General features: G+C 67.6%; 14 protein-coding genes. 5 read left to right on the top strand and 9 right to left on the bottom strand.

The annotated features are described in order from the left end of the window. Positions 1-5: 5 nt before the first annotated feature. Entirely contained in the window at positions 6-2189 is a 2184-nt protein-coding gene (gene uvrB / locus ON37_RS09570; protein ID WP_040718572.1) for an excinuclease ABC subunit UvrB, read from the bottom strand. 856 nt (positions 2190-3045) lie between these two features. On the opposite strand from uvrB, the gene ON37_RS09565 reads away from it, so the two are divergent. After that, positions 3046-3612 (top strand): DUF402 domain-containing protein, encoded by a 567-nt coding sequence (locus ON37_RS09565; protein ID WP_210741939.1) that lies wholly within the window; start codon positions 3046-3048, stop codon positions 3610-3612. Between the two features lie 85 nt (positions 3613-3697). Beyond that, complete coding sequence (locus ON37_RS09560; protein WP_040718509.1) at positions 3698-4222, top strand: ribonuclease FAU-1 family protein; 525 nt, start codon at positions 3698-3700, stop codon at positions 4220-4222. 64 nt (positions 4223-4286) lie between these two features. On the opposite strand, the gene coaE is transcribed toward ON37_RS09560, so the two are convergent. Further along, positions 4287-5483 (bottom strand): dephospho-CoA kinase, encoded by a 1197-nt coding sequence (gene coaE, locus ON37_RS09555; protein WP_040718507.1) that lies wholly within the window; start codon positions 5481-5483, stop codon positions 4287-4289. Between the two features lie 293 nt (positions 5484-5776). Between coaE and ON37_RS31660 the strand changes: the two genes are divergently transcribed. Further along, positions 5777-5983, top strand: a complete 207-nt coding sequence (locus ON37_RS31660) for a hypothetical protein (RefSeq protein ID WP_040718506.1) — start codon at positions 5777-5779, stop codon at positions 5981-5983. Between the two features lie 60 nt (positions 5984-6043). Here the strand turns inward: ON37_RS31660 and ON37_RS09545 are convergent, their stop codons facing one another. Together ON37_RS09545 and rpsA are read right to left on the bottom strand one after the other, a co-directional pair. Next, positions 6044-7573: a phospholipase C gene (locus ON37_RS09545; RefSeq protein ID WP_040718570.1), complete on the bottom strand. Its 1530-nt coding sequence runs from the start codon at positions 7571-7573 to the stop codon at positions 6044-6046. Positions 7574-7959: 386 nt separating this feature from the next. Beyond that, the gene (rpsA, locus tag ON37_RS09540; RefSeq protein WP_040718505.1) at positions 7960-9429 is read right to left on the bottom strand and encodes a 30S ribosomal protein S1; all 1470 of its coding nucleotides are present in this window, start codon (positions 9427-9429) and stop codon (positions 7960-7962) included. 501 nt (positions 9430-9930) lie between these two features. Between rpsA and ON37_RS09535 the strand changes: the two genes are divergently transcribed. Continuing rightward, positions 9931-10812 (top strand): class I SAM-dependent methyltransferase, encoded by an 882-nt coding sequence (locus ON37_RS09535; RefSeq protein ID WP_040718502.1) that lies wholly within the window; start codon positions 9931-9933, stop codon positions 10810-10812. Here the strand turns inward: ON37_RS09535 and ON37_RS09530 are convergent. From ON37_RS09530 to ON37_RS09515, 4 genes are all read right to left on the bottom strand, one after another. Next, positions 10787-11557, bottom strand: a complete 771-nt coding sequence (locus ON37_RS09530) for a hypothetical protein (RefSeq protein ID WP_174362089.1) — start codon at positions 11555-11557, stop codon at positions 10787-10789. The genes ON37_RS09535 and ON37_RS09530 overlap by 26 nt on opposite strands. A gap of 109 nt (positions 11558-11666) precedes the next feature. Next, complete coding sequence (locus ON37_RS09525; RefSeq protein WP_040718500.1) at positions 11667-11846, bottom strand: type II toxin-antitoxin system antitoxin; 180 nt, start codon at positions 11844-11846, stop codon at positions 11667-11669. Beyond that, a complete protein-coding gene (locus tag ON37_RS09520; protein ID WP_040718498.1) occupies positions 11846-12784 on the bottom strand; it encodes an SPFH domain-containing protein in 939 nt (312 codons plus the stop codon). The genes ON37_RS09525 and ON37_RS09520 overlap by 1 nt, the downstream gene beginning before the upstream one ends. A 69-nt stretch (positions 12785-12853) precedes the next feature. Then, positions 12854-14218 carry an FAD-binding oxidoreductase gene (locus ON37_RS09515; RefSeq protein WP_040718497.1) on the bottom strand — a complete coding sequence of 455 codons (1365 nt, stop codon included), beginning with the start codon at positions 14216-14218 and terminating at the stop codon, positions 12854-12856. Between the two features lie 71 nt (positions 14219-14289). Between ON37_RS09515 and ON37_RS09510 the strand changes: the two genes are divergently transcribed. Continuing rightward, positions 14290-15201 (top strand): LysR family transcriptional regulator, encoded by a 912-nt coding sequence (locus tag ON37_RS09510; protein ID WP_040718496.1) that lies wholly within the window; start codon positions 14290-14292, stop codon positions 15199-15201. Positions 15202-15225: 24 nt separating this feature from the next. On the opposite strand, the gene ON37_RS09505 is transcribed toward ON37_RS09510, so the two are convergent. After that, complete coding sequence (locus ON37_RS09505; RefSeq protein WP_040718494.1) at positions 15226-16119, bottom strand: LysR family transcriptional regulator; 894 nt, start codon at positions 16117-16119, stop codon at positions 15226-15228. Between the last annotated feature and the right edge of the window lie 70 nt (positions 16120-16189).

The raw sequence follows: 16189 nt of genomic DNA, 5'->3' as shown, positions 1-16189 counted from the left end.
GGAGCTCATTTCAACCCGGCGGCATCCATCCCCCGCAACTCCTTCTTCAGATCCGCGATCTCGTCACGCAGCCGGCCGGCCAGCTCGAATTGCAGTTCGCGGGCGGCGTTCATCATCTGATCGGTGAGCTGGGCGACCAGGTCGGCCAGTTCGGCGCGCGGCATATTCGCGATATCGCGACCCTCGTAGACGCCGGCGCTGACGGCCCGGCCTGGCTCCCCCTGGGCGCGACGGCCGCGACTGGCGTTGCGGCCCGAGCCGCCGACCTCGACCTCCGTCTCGTCCGCCTCCCGATACACCTGATCGAGAATGTCGGCGATCTTCTTGCGCAGCGGTTTCGGATCGATGCCGTTCGCCTCGTTGTAGGCGATCTGCTTGGCGCGCCGGCGCTCGGTCTCGTCGATGGCCTGCCGCATCGAGTCGGTGATCTTGTCGGCGTACATGTGCACTTCACCGGACACGTTGCGGGCGGCGCGGCCGATCGTCTGGATGAGGCTCGTGCTACTGCGCAGGAAGCCCTCCTTGTCGGCATCCAGGATCGCCACCAGCGACACCTCGGGCAGGTCGAGACCTTCGCGCAGGAGGTTGATGCCGACCAACACGTCGTATTCGCCCAACCGGAGCTGACGCAGCAGCTCGACCCGTCGCAGGGTGTCGATCTCCGAGTGCAGGTACCGCACCCGCACCCCCAGTCCGAGTAGATAGTCGGTGAGATCCTCGGCCATCTTCTTGGTCAGGGTGGTGACCAGCACCCGCTCGTCGCGCTCGGTGCGCAGCCGGATCTCGTGCACCAGATCGTCGATCTGCCCCTTCGTCGGTTTCACCACCACCTGGGGGTCGACGAGGCCGGTCGGGCGAATCACCTGCTCGACGAACTCACCGCCGGTGCTGCCCAGTTCGTAGGGACCCGGGGTCGCCGACATGTATACGGTCTGGCCGATGCGGTCGGCGAACTCCTCCCAGGTCAGCGGCCGGTTGTCCACGGCGGACGGCAGCCGGAATCCGTATTCGACCAGGTTGCGCTTGCGCGACATATCGCCTTCGTACATTCCGCCGATCTGCGGGACGGTCACATGCGACTCGTCGATGATCAGCAGGAAGTCCTCCGGGAAGTAGTCGAGCAGCGTCGCCGGCGCGGACCCGGCCGGGCGGCCGTCGATGTGGCGCGAATAGTTCTCGATCCCGGAGCAGAACCCGACCTGCCGGATCATCTCCAGGTCGTACTGGGTGCGCATCCGCAGCCGCTGGGCCTCGAGCAGTTTGCCCTGCCGCTCCAGTTCGGCCAGCCGCTGCTCGAGTTCGGTCTCGATATCGGCGACCGCGCGCTCCATTCGTTCCGGCCCGGCGACGTAGTGTGTCGCGGGGAAGATACGCAGCGTGTCGACCTGACGCACCACATCGCCGGTCAACGGGTGCAGGTAGTACAGCGCCTCGATCTCGTCGCCGAAGAACTCGATGCGCACCGCGAGTTCCTCGTAGGAGGGGATGATCTCGACCGTATCGCCGCGGACCCGGAACGAGCCCCGGGTGAAGGCCATGTCGTTGCGCGTGTACTGAACGTCGACCAACAGCCGCAGCAGCCGGTCGCGGTCGACCTCGCTACCCACCTCCAGCTGGATCGAACGATCGAGATACGACTGCGGCGTACCCAGGCCGTAGATGCACGAGACCGAGGCGACCACGACCACATCGCGGCGCGAGAGCAGGCTCGACGTCGCCGAATGCCGTAGCCGCTCCACATCGTCGTTGATCGAGGAGTCCTTCTCGATGTAGGTATCGGTCTGCGCGATGTAGGCCTCGGGCTGGTAGTAGTCGTAGTAGGAGACGAAGTACTCCACCGCGTTGTGCGGCAGCATCTCGCGCAGCTCGTTGGCCAACTGGGCGGCCAGCGTCTTGTTCGGCGCCATCACCAGGGTGGGTCGCTGCACCCGCTCGATCAGCCAGGCGGCGGTCGCCGACTTACCGGTACCGGTGGCGCCGAGCAGCACCACATCCTTCTCCCCTGCCCGGAGCCGCCGCTCCAGCTCCGCGATCGCGGCGGGCTGGTCACCGGCGGGCTGATGCTCGCTCACGACCTCGAACCGCCCGTCGGAGCGTTCGATCGACCCGATCGGCCGGAATTCCGAATGCGCCAGCGGCTGCCCGCCGGGTGCGTCCGAATCCGCGGGGATCTCCGTTGCGAAAGCCATGGTCACCAGGGTAGGCCGCCCCACCGACAAGTACCGGCGCCGTGACCGCGGGCACAGCGACACGCCCGGAGATTTGTTTTCCGGGCACGACTGCGTATCGGTGCGGTGGGTCTCGCACCTGGCTCGGACCCGGGCCGCCCGTCGGATCGCGTGGGGTGAATCCGGCCGTGCGGGCAACCGCGAGGCAAAACATGCGCCCCCGCTCCTCGGCGCCGGGACCGGGTCACGGGCCCCGCCGGCACACCGTCGCACCCGGAGCGCCCGACATCACCCACCGAAGGTGGGAGCCGGCCGCGCTCGGGCGTCGATCCCGCCGGCGGGCGCGCCGAATCCACCCCCTCGAAACACGCTGAATTCCAACCATTTCGCCCCCAGGCACGCTCTCCGGAACGCAATTCCCGGCCGACCTTTTCGGACATTTCGAACAATCCGAAATATCGCACCATCTTTCGCCAACCATGGGCCGGAATCCCTGGCGCGCAGAATAATTCGACATTTCGCCCAACCTGCCGCCACCCGTTCGGCCACCGGCGCCCCCGCCGGCGCGGAATCCGGCCCGGCGCCACACTCGGGCCGGAGGTTTGCCAGGACTGCGGGAGCACTACTTCGGCAACCACTCACCCGGCTGTGAATCAACTGACCAAATGCCCGAAATGTCCGGTAGCGCAAGCCGCCTCGTCGATAACGACACGGCCGAATCAGGGGAATTGCGTGTCGTTTTCACCCCGCCGGAGGGGGTTGCCCGGGTGTACGCTGATCCGGTCGGAAGTCGAGAAGGGCAAGTGTTATGGCCGGTTTCCTCGCTGAACGTGTCACCCGGACTCTGCGCACTGCCGCGCCCAATGGAGTCAGCCCAATGCCGTCGAATCGCAACATTCCGGGCCGAAAAACACCGATTCCGGTGCCCCCATCGGATACGGCGGCGCATAGACCGCACGTCGAATATTTCGACATCGCCGATCTCACCAGAACCGATTCCCGCGGTTTCGTCCATTCGGTCGACAGTTATCACGTCGAACCGTGGGGACTGTATCTGGTACGAGCTGCCGATACCCCGCCCTACCGCTACACCGAGACCTGGTTGCTGCCGGAGCAGGCGATCCGCGTCACGATGCACCACGTCAACGCGGCGCACGATCGCGATCCGATCTATCACATCTATATCGGCAACTTCGCCAAGATCGAGCCGAAGCGCTGGCGCGCCGAATACCACTACATCGATATCGTCGCTCGCAACGGCCACGTCTGCGAGTTGCGCGGGGTCGACGAACTGTTCGCCGCGCATGCGGCCGGCCATGTGTCGGCCGAGACGGCACAGCGCGCGTTCGAACGGGCCACGGCCGTCGTCGACGGCATCGCCTCGCACGATCACAACTTCGAACGCTGGCTCGCCACCCAGGGCATCACGCTGCACTGGCTGTGACCGCGTCCCGACCCGCTCGCGCCGCGACGGAACGATCATCGGCGCGAGCGGGCCTTCCGCGGCCTCGCGACGGTAGATTCAGGGCATGACGCAGGGGCATGTGGTCGATCTGCATCGGCCGAAAATCGAATACTTCGACCTCGCCGAGTCCACCAATACCGATCCGAAGGGTTTCGTGCGGCCGGTCGAGACGTTTCGGAGCGAGCCCTGGGGGCTCTACATGGCCCGCCCGGCCGATCACCCGGAATTCCACTACCTCGAGTCCTGGCTGCTACCGGAACTGTCGCTGCGCGCCACCGTCTTCCACTTCCGCCCCACTCACCTGCGTGATCAGGACTTCTACCTCGATATCGGCGATTTCACCAAGACGGGGCCGCAGCGGTGGAAGTCGGTCGACCATTACCTCGACATCGTGGTACGCACCGGACGGGAGGCGATTCTGCTCGACGTCGACGAACTCCTGGCCGCCCACGCCGCCGGATATCTGAGCGCCGCGCAGGCACAGCAGGCCATCGAGGCCGCCACCACCGCCATCGACGGAATCGCCTCGCACGGACACGATTTCGAGGCATGGCTGCGCTCGCGTGGCATCACGCTCGGCCGGCGCTGAGAGAGCCGGCCCGGGGCGACGGCCGGCGAGAACTCGACGGCCGGCGGGCCGCGCCCAGCCGCGACTAGGCCGGTGAAATCCGCTCGTAGACCTTGTCGAACCAGGGTTCCTTCACCGCCAGGTAGGCCACTACGGCCTCGTCGCCCAGCTTCCCCGCCGCCTCCGCCTCGCCGCGGCGTTTGATCTCCAGATACTCGGCGCGGGCGTCGGCGTCGGCGCGCAGCCAGTCCCGGAAATCCAGGGCGAACCGCTGCCCCGGCGAACCTTCCACGCGCACATGAACATTCGCGAGCCGGCCCGGATCCGCGCTGCCGTGCAGGCGTTTCGCCCACAACGCGGTATCGGTACCCGCGGGATCCTGTGCCGTGGGCTTCGGGTTGTCACGGGTCACCGAATCGATCGGCGGGAAACCGGCGTCCGCCAACCGATCTCGCAACGCGTCGGCCGTGGCGAGGTCGGCGACCGTGATCTGGATATCGATCACATCCTTGGCGGCCAGCCCGGGCACCGCGGTGGAACCGATGTGGTCGATGCGGCGGGCGTCGCCACCGCAGGCCAGCCACAGGCGACCGATCAGCCGCTGCGCCTGCGCCGGCCACTGCGGATCCGGCTCGACCAAGCGCACCGCACCGGACGAACTCGCCGGAGTCCGGGTGCGCACATTGTGTTCGAAGGGCACCAGGCGCCGCTCCCAGAGCGCCTGCACCTGCGGCGCCAACGCCTCGGCGCCGGAGTTGTTGTCCAACAAGACATCCGCGGCCGCCCGCCGCTGCTCGTCGCTGGCTTGCGCCTCGATCCGCGCCCGCGCGTCCGCGCGGCTCACGCCCCGGAACTGCTCGAGCCGGTGCACGCGGATCTGCTCGTCGGCCATCACCACCACGACGAGATTCATCATCGCGCCGAGATTGTTCTCGACCAGCAGCGGAACATCTTGCACCACAATGGCATCCGCGGGCGCGGCGGCGATCAGCTCGGTCGTGCGGCGCCCGACCAGCGGATGGGTGATCGAGTTCAGGGTGGTGCGCGACTGCTCGTCGGCGAAGGCGACCGCCGCAAGCGCCGGGCGGTTCAGGCTGCCGTCCTCGGCCAGGATCTCCGGGCCGAAGGCGTCGACGAGGGCGGCCAGGCCCTCGGTGCCGGGTTCGACGACTTCGCGCGCGATGGCGTCACTGTCCACGAGCACCGCTCCGTGCTCGACCAGCAGCCGTGCCACCGTCGACTTTCCCGCTCCCATGCCTCCGGTGAGACCGATACGCAACATTTCCCCAGTCTCGCATCCGCCCGACCGGCTCGCGCGTCCGCATCCCGGCCCGTGCCCCGGCGAAACTGATTACCCATCGCCCGAACGATTCTCACCCGGCCCGGACGGCAATTACCCATTCCGTGACGCGGGCGATATCAATTCGCAACTTTTTCCGCCGGATACCGACCTGCGGTCGGCAACTTTCCGACACGCCGGGGTGAAAGTCAGGCAAAATCCGCAACCCGTCACCTTTGTTCCGCTACTGTTTCGCCGCAGGCGATCCAGGCCACCGAGCTAGCGAAGGAAGATCATTGCGCACCACAAACATCCAGTCGGGTCGCCACCGGCTGGGTATGGCAGGCACCGTGCACTGCGTCCGAATTCCCGCCGTTGCCGCCGCACTGGCCGAACATCGCCGCTCGTGGTTCACCGCCCTGCTCAGTCCGGCACGGCACAGCTTCGCGGCCATGCGCAGTCGTGGCGCCGCGGCCCGCTGGGTTCCGGCCACGGCGAGCTGACCAGGACCTTCGGCTCGCGGCGGCCCACCGGATCCGGTGGGCCGCCGGTCTTTTCCCGACTCAGACCAGACCGCTCGGACTGCGGCGGCTACCGGGCTCCTGGGTGGGCATGGCATTGGGCGGGACCGGATAGGGAATTCCCGAACCGGCGGTTCCGAGCGCGATATTCGGCCCGCACTGGGCCAGTGCGGCATCCGATTTCGGTTTCGGGTCGGTGATCCGCGGCGGCGTGGCATCCGGCGCTTTCGCGAAATCGAATGCCGACGTCATATCCCCGGTAACGCTGCGTCGCCAGGCGGTGAGATTGGGGACCTCCACGCCGAAACGACGCTCGAGCAAACGCAATTGCGAGGTGTGGTCGAAGGTCTGCGAGGCGACCAAACCGCCGCGCGAATACGGTGAAATGACGAAACACGGGACCCGATAACCCAATCCGATCGGGCCGGCCACACCTTTGGCGGCCGGCACCCGGTTCAGATCTACCGTCAGGTACTCCCCCGGCGTCCCGGGCGGCGGGGTGGGCGGGGTGACGTGGTCGAAGAAGCCACCGTTCTCGTCGTAGCTGACGATCAGGGCCGTCTTCTCCCAGACCCGCGGATTCGATGTCAGGATGTCGAGCACCTGCATGATGCCGACCGCGCCCAGGGCCGGCGGCAGTGCGGGATGCTCGCAGTTGAACAGCGGTGGAATAACCCAGGACACCGACGGCAGCCGATCCGCGGCGACGTCGGCGGCGAAGTCCTGCGGATAGACCGGTGCCTTACCCCGTTGCGCCAGTTCGGAATTCGGGTCGGCGGCCTGCTTGAAACAGCCCATCATGCCGTCGAGGATCACCGACGAGATCGGCCCGACGTCACGGTTGTTGTAGATCTTCCAGCTGACCCCCGCGTCCGACAGATTCTCCGGATAGGTACGCCAGCTGTAGGCGTTCTGCGGGATCAGGGTCGGGGTTTCGACCAGCGGACCGCCGGCCCGGCCGTCGGGATCGATGGTGGCCGACACCCAGTACAGACGGTTGGGGTCGGTCGGCCCGAGGACCGAACAGTGGTAGTGGTCGCACAGCGTGAACGCGTCGGCGAGATCGTGGTGCACCGGAATGTCGGCGCGGGTGTAGTAACCCATGGCCGCCGGGCCGTTCGCGGCGCCGACGCTGGCCACCGACATCGGCATCCAGCGATCGTTGCCGCCGCCGTTCCACGCTTCGTGCATGCCGGCCCAGGAGTGGTCCGGATCGTTGATGCATTCGCCGTCGAGGGTGGCGCCGCGAGTGGTGTCGAGCCGGAACGGGAGAAGGTAGCCCTCGGACGTCGGGCCCACACCGGGTGCGTAGCCGTACTGTTTCCAGGCCGTCGACGCGTCGTCGAATCCGCATACGCCGGAAAGGGTTCCGAAATAGTGGTCGAAGGAGCGGTTCTCCTGCATGAGCAGGACGAAATGCTCGATGTCACCGAGCCCGCCCATCCCCGCCGGATCGGCGGCGTACGCGCGTTCGATGATCGGGTTCGCCCAGGCCGCCATCGCGCCGACACCACCGGCCGCCATCGCCTTCGCCAGAAAATCACGCCGATTGATGCCGTCGAACAGACCCATGCCGGTGCCGAGACCTTCCGCGTAGGTGAAAAGGACAGTGTCAAGATCTGCGCCGACAATAACGGACCGCCGGGAACCGCGGACGGGCAACGGGTTCAATCCGGTCGACCGGCCGGTGGCGCCTTCGGAAACCATCCATCGGCGATGTCTCGACCGGTCTCCGCGGCGCCGAGGCCGCACAGCCCCGGCGCCGGGACCGCCCCGGTCCTAGCCCCCGTGCCGCCCGGAAAGGGCGCGCAATCGGCGGCACCCGGACAGCCCTGCTGCACCGGGAGCCCGGCCTGTGGTCGGTCACGATGCCACCTTCTCCTCGGCGCGTCCGACCGACCCCAACAACGACGAAGGCTCCGACCCTTTCGGACCGGAGCCTTCGTACAGCTCAGCGATTACGCGTTGCCGGACAGCTTTTCGCGCAGCGCGGCCAGCTGGGCGTCGCTCGCCAGCGAACCACCGGCCGGCTCAGCGGAGCTCGAGGACGAGGCCTGCGCGCCGCTCTCGGAGGAGTAGTTGCCGGAGGCACCACCGTTGGCGGCCTCGGCGGCGGCGTCGGCCGCCATCTTCTCCATCTGAGCGGTGTGCATCTTGTGGCGACGCTCCGCCTCGGCGTAGCGGTTCTCCCACTCCTCCCGCTGCTTCTCGTAGCCCTCGAGCCATTCGTTGGTCTCGGGGTCGAAGCCCTCGGGGAAGATGTAGTTGCCCTGCTCGTCGTAGCTGTCGGCCATGCCGTACTTCGACGGGTCGAACTCGGCGTGGTAGTCCTCGTTCGCCTGCTTCAGCGACAGCGAGATCCGGCGACGCTCCAGGTCGATGTCGATGACCTTGACCATCGCGTCGTCGCCCACGGCGACAACCTGGTCCGGCACCTCGACGTGGCGCTCGGCCAGCTCGGAGATGTGCACCAGGCCCTCGATGCCCTCCTCGACGCGCACGAACGCACCGAACGGAACCAGCTTGGTGACCTTGCCGGGCACGATCTGGCCGATGGCGTGGGTGCGGGCGAACTGACGCCACGGGTCTTCCTGGGTCGCCTTGAGCGACAGCGAGACCCGCTCGCGGTCCAGGTCGACGTCGAGCACCTCGACGGTGACCTCCATACCGACCTCGACGACCTCGGACGGGTGGTCGATGTGCTTCCAGGACAGCTCGGAGACGTGCACCAGACCGTCGACGCCGCCGAGATCGACGAACGCGCCGAAGTTGACGATCGAGGACACGACGCCCTTGCGGACCTGGCCCTTCTGCAGCTGGTGCAGGAACTCGCTGCGGACCTCCGACTGGGTCTGCTCCAGCCAGGCGCGGCGGGACAGGACCACGTTGTTGCGGTTCTTGTCCAGTTCGATGATCTTCGCCTCGATCTCCTTGCCGACGTACGGCTGCAGATCGCGGACGCGACGCATCTCGACCAGGGAGGCCGGGAGGAAGCCACGCAGGCCGATGTCCAGGATCAGACCACCCTTGACGACCTCGATGACGGTGCCCTTGACGGCCTCGTCCTTCTCCTTGAGCTCCTCGATGGTGCCCCACGCCCGCTCGTACTGCGCGCGCTTCTTCGACAGGATCAGGCGGCCTTCCTTGTCCTCCTTGGTGAGAACGAGGGCCTCGACCTCATCGCCCACGGAAACGACCTCGGCCGGGTCGACATCGTGCTTGATGGACAGTTCGCGGGAAGGGATGACGCCTTCGGTCTTGTAACCGATGTCGAGCAGAACCTCGTCCCGATCGACCTTGACGATGGTGCCTTCGACGATATCTCCATCGTTGAAGTACTTGATCGTCTTGTCGATGGCGGCGAGGAAGTCCTCGGCGGAGCCGATGTCGTTGACGGCTACCTGCGGCGAGGTGACGGTGGTGGGCATATGTTGGGTTGCTCCGGACGGATTGTGGTCGGTAGTGGACATTGGAACTCTCGGTTTTGCTGTGAAGTCACAGCGGTGGAACTACGTTGACGGCCATGCACAGCACATCGCTGCGACACAGCACAACGCTGTACTCACTGCAGAAACTCACAGCACCGGCTGTGGAACCACAGCCTGCGGGCGACTTCCGAAATCCGTAACCCCTGCTGCTGCGAAACCCCGCTACACCGGTGCTCCGCAATACCATTGGCCGTGTAGCACCAGTGGCTCCGCAGTACCGAGCGCTACAGTACCGTCAGCGGTTACGCAAATGCCGAAGACACTCGCGGGAAACAGCGTACGCGACGTGACTTACGCCAAGCAAACACGGGCCCCTGCCCGCACCCCCATCACGCATCCGGCCTCGAACACCGTTCCCGCACACTGTGGTACCCGTCACGTCGAATGTCAACCGTGCCGCCGCGGCCCGGTACCTCCCGCCCGTGCCATACGCTGCCAGCCATGTCGGATGAGCAGTCTCCGGAATCGTCCGGTGCGCAGCGCCACGCCCAGGCCGAGGCCGTCCTCGGCACGGCTCGGGTGAGTCGCACGAAGGTCGGGTCGGCGGCCAGCCAGCGGGCCAGCCGCCGCTGGTGGGACGCCGACGCCGCGCAGTATCACGACGCTCACGCCGATTTCCTGGGCGTCGACTCCGACTCCGGGGAATTCGTCTGGTGTCCGGAGGGCCTGCACGAGGGCGATTGGCATCTGCTCGGTGAGGTGCGCGGGCGGCGCGTCCTCGAGATCGGCTGCGGGTCCGCGCCGTGTTCGCGCTGGCTGGCCGCGCAGGGCGCCGATCCGGTCGGCCTGGACCTGTCACGCGCGATGCTCGATCGCGGGCTCGCCGCGATGGCCCGGGGCGGGCCGCAGGTGCCGCTGGTGCAGGCCGGTGCCGAGGCGCTGCCGTTCGCGGCGGAATCGTTCGATCTGGCGTGTTCGGCCTTCGGCGCGGTGCCGTTCGTCGCCGATGCCGGCCAGGTGATGCGCGAGGTGGCGCGAGTGCTGCGCCCCGGCGGGCGCTGGGTGTTCTCGGTCAACCATCCGATGCGCTGGATCTTCCCCGACGATCCGGGCCCCGACGGCCTGCATGCCACCGTCCCCTACTTCGACCGCACTCCCTATGTCGAGGTCGACGCCGACGACGAGCCGGTCTACGTCGAGCATCACCGCACCATCGGCGACCGGGTCCGCGACATCGTCGGCGCGGGCCTGGTCCTGCTCGACATCGTCGAACCGGAGTGGCCGGAGTGGCTGGACCGGGAATGGGGTCAGTGGAGCCCGTTGCGCGGGGAGATCTTTCCCGGCACAGCGATTTTCGTCACCGAGAAGCCGCGGCCGCACTAGCTCGGGCGGCCCGCGGCAACGGCGGCGGCGTCGCGGGCGCCTTGCCGTCGGTCACCGGCGCCTGCGCCGGAATCGGCGTGGTCTTGCCCGGATCCGGTTTGGCCGCCGGCGCGGGCTGTGTTGCCGGTTCCACCGCACCGGCGGTGGCGTCGGCGGCCGGGCCCGGGAACGGTGGCAGCGCCGCGAAGCGGGGATCGATGCGAGCGGTCCGGCTGATGTGGGTGATCCAGCGCCGCGCCCGGGTCAGCGGATGGTCCGGGAACTGCGGATCCCAACGGGCGTCGTCGGCGACGTTGTAGGGCAGTTTGCCCTTCACCTCGGGCGCGTACGGATGCGGCGGGAACATGTTCGCGAACCCGACCTTCGGCACCACCGCGGCCTCCCGCACCCCAGACCGTCCGGTTTCGGGGCACATGATCTTGAGAATGGCACTGCAGCCGGCCTTCGGCACGACGATGCCGGCGGTGAAGCCGAGGCCGCTGGCCTGATCGGCCAGGGGGAACTTCTCCAGCCGCAACAGCGCCGGTTGCGAGTCCACGGTGATGGCGTGGGCCTCGATCAGGCAGCCGAATTCGGCCTGCAGTTCGGTGAGACGGCGGCGCAATGTGTCGATGTCGGACAGCGGGGCGGGTAAGTCCGGTACCAGATCGATGTAGCTCAGCGTGATGATGTCACGGGTGGCCGGATTCCCCCACGTGGTCTGGTCAAGCTGCTGCAGTCCCCCGGTTTCGAACACGATTGGCACGCAACCAAGCTACCCATCTGTGACCTTTTCGCACTTCCTGGGGCGTTTTGTGTTCAATGCGTGACCAGGTGGTAATAAATTCCGGACTAAACGGGTGTCAGGTTTGTTTTCATTCGGGGGTCTCCCCAGCGCGCCGCGGCGACCGCCCCACCTGGTCGAGCGCCATCCGCAGGGCGTACTCGATCTGTGCGTTGATGCTGCGCAGGTCGTCGGCCGCCCACTTGGCGATCGCCTCGTGGACGGCCGGATCGAGCCGGACGAGCACCTTCTTGGGCTCGCGCTTGACCATCAGGAGTACAGGGTTCCGGTGTTGACGACGGGCTGCGCCGACCGATCGCCGCAGAGCACGACGAGCAGATTCGACACCATCGAGGCCCGCCGCTCCTCGTCCAGGTCGACCATGCCCTCGTCGGTCAGCCGTTGCAGCGCCATCCCGACCATGCCGACCGCGCCCTCCACGATCCGGCTGCGCGCGGCCACCACCTGGGCGGCCTGCTGACGGACCAGCATCGACTGTGCGATCTCCGGCGCGTAGGCCAGGTGGGTGATCCGGGCTTCGAGGATCTCGATACCGGCCAGGGCGGTGCGCTCGCGCAGTTCGGCGGTCAGTTCCTCGGCCACCTCGGTCCCGTTTCGCAGGCTCGTCGGCGCGGAATCACCCGCCGGAGCCGAGTCCGCGGTGGCGGCGAACCCGGTGGGCGCGGCCTCCGGCGCGGCGTCGTACGGATGCACGGTGGCCAGATGCCGGACCGCGGCCTCGGACTGGGTCTGCACGTACTCCTCGTAGTCGTCGACGGCGAAGGCGGATTTGAAGCTGTCCACCACGCGGTAGACCACGACCGCCGCGATCTCCACCGGATTGCCGTCGAAATCGTTGACCTTCAGCTTCTGTGTCTCGAAGTTGCGGACTCGCAACGAGATTCGCCGCCGGGTGGTCAGCGGCACCACCCAGAAGAAGCCGGGATCGGCCACCGACCCGATGTAGCGGCCGAAGAACTGCAGCACCTTGGCCTCGTTCGGACTCACCGTGGTCAGACCGGTCAGCAGAACCACCGCCACCCCGACGATCACGTAGCCCGCACCCGCGCCGATCGCCGCGCCGGGGCCGCCGTCCGCACGGACCGCGTCGGTGGCCGCGACCCCGCCGATCAAGCCGGCGGCACCGACCACCAGTAGCACCAGCAGCATCAAGAACCCGTTCAGCCGAAAGGCCGGGCGCAGCGCCATGACATCCTCCCAATATTGAAGTGATATCACGACGATAGCGCCGAGATATTCCGGCCGTCCAGCGCCGGGTCAGGCCGGGACGATGTTGCGATTGCAGCGGAACAGATTCGCCGGGTCGTATTCGGCTTTGAGCGCCTGCAGTCGCGCGTAGGTCGCGGGGGTGTATCCGGCGCGGGTCTGACTCTCGTCGGCCCAGTCGCCGCCGCCGTAGAGGAAGTTCAGGTTGTGCCCGACGGTCCAGGGCGACAGCGTCTTCGCGACCAGCTCGTGGAAACCGCGCACCTCGGCGGTCTCGGCGCTCGGCATCGTGATGATGCGCGCGTTGTATTCGGCCTCTCGATGATCCATCGCGATGCCGACGGGCCCGGGCCGGCGCAGCGCACCGCCCAGATGACGGAAGCCGGCCACCGCCGCGATCGGCGCTCCGGGACCGGTGACATCCAGGAAGGCGGCCGCCGCATCCGCGGGCAGGTCCGTCAGCAGGGCATTGGTCGCGGTGTAGGCGTGCGGGAAGGGCGGGTCACTGTAGATCCCGTGGGTGTCGCTGTACGGCATCGTCCGCAGGTCGTCGGCGAGCCGGGGGCCGACCTCGCGCAGCGGCCGGACCAACCGCTCGCCCGCCGCTGCGGATCCCGTGAAGGCGATATTCACCGTGGCCACATAGCGGCCACGCAGCGGTTCCGGGATCGCCGGGACATCCGGCATGGTCATCATCGTGATCGCGGCGGTCATCTCCTCCGGCACCTCGGCGGTCCACTGCCGCCACACCTCGAGGGCGGACTCCACCAGCGCGGTATCGAAGATCAGCCGGCCACCGTAGACCTCGGTGATCGGGAACAACTCCAGTTCCATCCCGGTGACGACACCGAAATTCCCGCCGGAACCCAGTACGGCGCCGAACAATTCGTCGCCGGGTGTGAGCCGGCGCAGGCGCCCGTCGGCGGTCACCAGGTCCAGGGCGCGCACGTGGTCGGCGGCATAGCCGAAGGTCCGGGCCAGAATGCCGAGCCCGCCACCGAGGTGATAACCGACCACGCCGACCGAGGGCGAGGAGCCGTTCAGCGGCGCGAGCCCGTGAGCGACCGCGGCCGCGATCAACGCCTCGGCCTGGACGCCGGCGGCCACCCAGGCGGTGCGGGCGTGTGCATCGACGCGCACCTCGGTCATGCGCCGGGTACTGATCAGCACACCGCCGTCGGCCGGTACCGACAGGCCGTGCCCGGTCGCCTGCACCGCGACGGGCAGGCGGTGACGGGCGGCGAATTCCACGGCCGCGCGGACGTCCTCGGCATGGACCGCGCCGACGACGAGATCCGGGCGGTGGGTGTAGGCGGTCTGGAATCCGGAGATCTCGGCGTCGTACCCGTCCGCACCCGGACGGAAGATCGGGCCGGTGACGGTGGGCAGTTCGGAGGGAAAGGTCGACTTCGTCATATCTCGAACTCTGCCGCGGCCGATGTGAGAAGTAAAACAGATAGTTCTTCTCGATACTAGAATCCTCAGTTATGGAAATTCGGCAGTTGCGCTACTTCGTCACCGTCGCCGAGGAGGCCAATTTCACCCGGGCAGCACAGCGGCTGCATCTGGCGCAACCCGGACTGTCGGCGCAGATCCGGCAGCTGGAACGTGAACTCGGCCAACCGCTGCTGGACCGCTCGGGCCGGACCGTGACCCTGACCGCCGCCGGCGCCGCCGTGCTGCCACACGCCCGCGCGGCATTGGCAGCCGCGCAACAGGTTTCGTTCACCGTCGACGAGTTCACCGGACTGTTGCGTGGCCAGGTCCGGGTCGGCCTCATCTCCGGCGCCGCGACCGAGGAGTTCGACGTGGCGGCGGTGTTGTCCGCCTTCCACCGCGATCATCCGCAGGTCGGCATCACCCTCACCGAGGACACCACCGAGAAGATGCTCGCCGCGCTGGTCCACGGCGAACTCGATATCGCCCTGATCGGCTTGACCGGCGACGACCTCGACCGGCGCCTCGGCGTCGACATCATCTTCGAGACCCCGCTGGCGGCGGCGGTGGCCCGCGACGACGACGAGTTCGGCGATCGGATCGCCCTCACCGAACTGCGCGAGCGCTCCCTGATCTGCCTCCCGCGCGGAACCGGAATCCGCGGAGTGCTCGAACATTGCTGTGCCGCCGCGGGTTTCACGCCGCGCATCGAATTCGAAGCGGCCGCACCGGCGCTGCTGGTTCGGCTCGCCGCGGGTGGACTCGGCATCGCGGTGGCTCCGGCGCTCAGCGCGGAACAGGCCGCGGCGGCAGGTGTCCGGATGGTCGAGATCACCGAGCCGCGGATGCACGGACAGCTCGCCCTCGCCTGGCGTTCGGACCGCCCCGCATCGCCCGCGGCGAAAGTGCTGCTCGGACAGTTGCGGATCGCGCTGGGCCGGGCGAAGGCGCTGCTCCGGTGACCGATCGCGGCGGGCGACGCCGCCCTAACGCGGGCCGACCGCCCGGCGACATGCCTCGAGGTAGCCGAGCACGAGGGGGCGCGTCTCACCACGCCGCCAGGCCAGCGCGAGTTCGCTCGCGCTGATCCCACGCACCTGCCGGACCACCACTCCTTCGTGCGCGACGAGCGGAACGTTGCCGGCGGCGAGAAGCACGACCCCGTCGCCGTTGAGCAGCGCCTCGTAGGTTTCCTCGGTGCTGGTGATCTCCGCGCCGACAATCGGTGCGCGGCCACCGCGGGCATCCACGGCGAGCCAGTAATCACGCAGTGCGCCCGCGGATTTCGGCAGCGCGAGAAACGGCTCGTCGAGCAGATCCGCGAAGTCGATCACCGAGTGCTCGGCCAGCCGGTGATCGGCGGGCAGCGCCACCAGCCGCGGCTCGCGGGCCACCACGAGCCATTCGTAGCGGTCCGGTTCGGCCAACGGCAGCCAGACGAAGGCGACATCGGCGCTACCGTCGGCCAAGCCCGCGGTCGGGTCCGACCAACCCGTTTGGCGCAGTACCGGTTTCGCGAGGGGAAAGGCGGTGCCGAACCGAGACCGGATCGCCGGGAGCAGGCCGCGCCCCGGGCTGGTACTGATTCCGATGGTCACGGTCGCGTGCTGACCGGCCTTCGCGGCCTCCACTTCCGTCCACGCCCGATCCCAATCCGCCAGCAGTTTCCGGGCGTGCGGCAGCAGCACCCGGCCCACCGGCGTCAGGCGGACCGAGCGGCCGTCGCGGTCGAACAGGGGACCGCCGATCTGCGCTTCCAGCGCGCGGATCTGTTTCGACAGCGCGGGCTGGGAGATGAACAGGGCCTGCGCCGCCCGGGTGAAGTTCAGCTCCTCGGCCACCGCGACGAAATATCGCAGATCACGCCCGTGCACGTCCATAACCGATGGTTATAGCCGAAGGTCTTGGACTCCACCACTGGGGACAGTCGAAGATTTCTCTCGTACCGAG

The sequence above is a fragment of the Nocardia veterana NBRC 100344 genome (assembly GCF_000308855.1).
In the GTDB taxonomy this organism is placed as follows: Bacteria; Actinomycetota; Actinomycetes; order Mycobacteriales; family Mycobacteriaceae; genus Nocardia; species Nocardia veterana.
Note: the sequence above shows the minus strand (reverse complement) of the source record. Positions and strands in the feature narration are given on the sequence as shown.

Bases quoted from the DNA above. Each gene is read 5' to 3' on its own strand.
- ON37_RS09520 (WP_040718498.1), bottom strand. From the start codon at position 12,784: ATGGCGCTGCGCCCGGCCTTTCGGCTGAACGGGTTCTTGATGCTGCTG.
- uvrB (WP_040718572.1), bottom strand. From the start codon at position 2,189: ATGGCTTTCGCAACGGAGATCCCCGCGGATTCGGACGCACCCGGCGGG.
- ON37_RS09505 (WP_040718494.1), bottom strand. From the start codon at position 16,119: ATGGACGTGCACGGGCGTGATCTGCGATATTTCGTCGCGGTGGCCGAG.
- ON37_RS09510 (WP_040718496.1), top strand. From the start codon at position 14,290: ATGGAAATTCGGCAGTTGCGCTACTTCGTCACCGTCGCCGAGGAGGCC.
- ON37_RS09515 (WP_040718497.1), bottom strand. From the start codon at position 14,218: ATGACGAAGTCGACCTTTCCCTCCGAACTGCCCACCGTCACCGGCCCG.
- ON37_RS09560 (WP_040718509.1), top strand. From the start codon at position 3,698: ATGACGCAGGGGCATGTGGTCGATCTGCATCGGCCGAAAATCGAATAC.
- ON37_RS09565 (WP_210741939.1), top strand. From the start codon at position 3,046: ATGCCGTCGAATCGCAACATTCCGGGCCGAAAAACACCGATTCCGGTG.
- rpsA (WP_040718505.1), bottom strand. From the start codon at position 9,429: ATGCCCACCACCGTCACCTCGCCGCAGGTAGCCGTCAACGACATCGGC.
- ON37_RS09545 (WP_040718570.1), bottom strand. From the start codon at position 7,573: ATGGGTCTGTTCGACGGCATCAATCGGCGTGATTTTCTGGCGAAGGCG.
- ON37_RS09525 (WP_040718500.1), bottom strand. From the start codon at position 11,846: ATGGTCAAGCGCGAGCCCAAGAAGGTGCTCGTCCGGCTCGATCCGGCC.
- ON37_RS09535 (WP_040718502.1), top strand. From the start codon at position 9,931: ATGTCGGATGAGCAGTCTCCGGAATCGTCCGGTGCGCAGCGCCACGCC.
- coaE (WP_040718507.1), bottom strand. From the start codon at position 5,483: ATGTTGCGTATCGGTCTCACCGGAGGCATGGGAGCGGGAAAGTCGACG.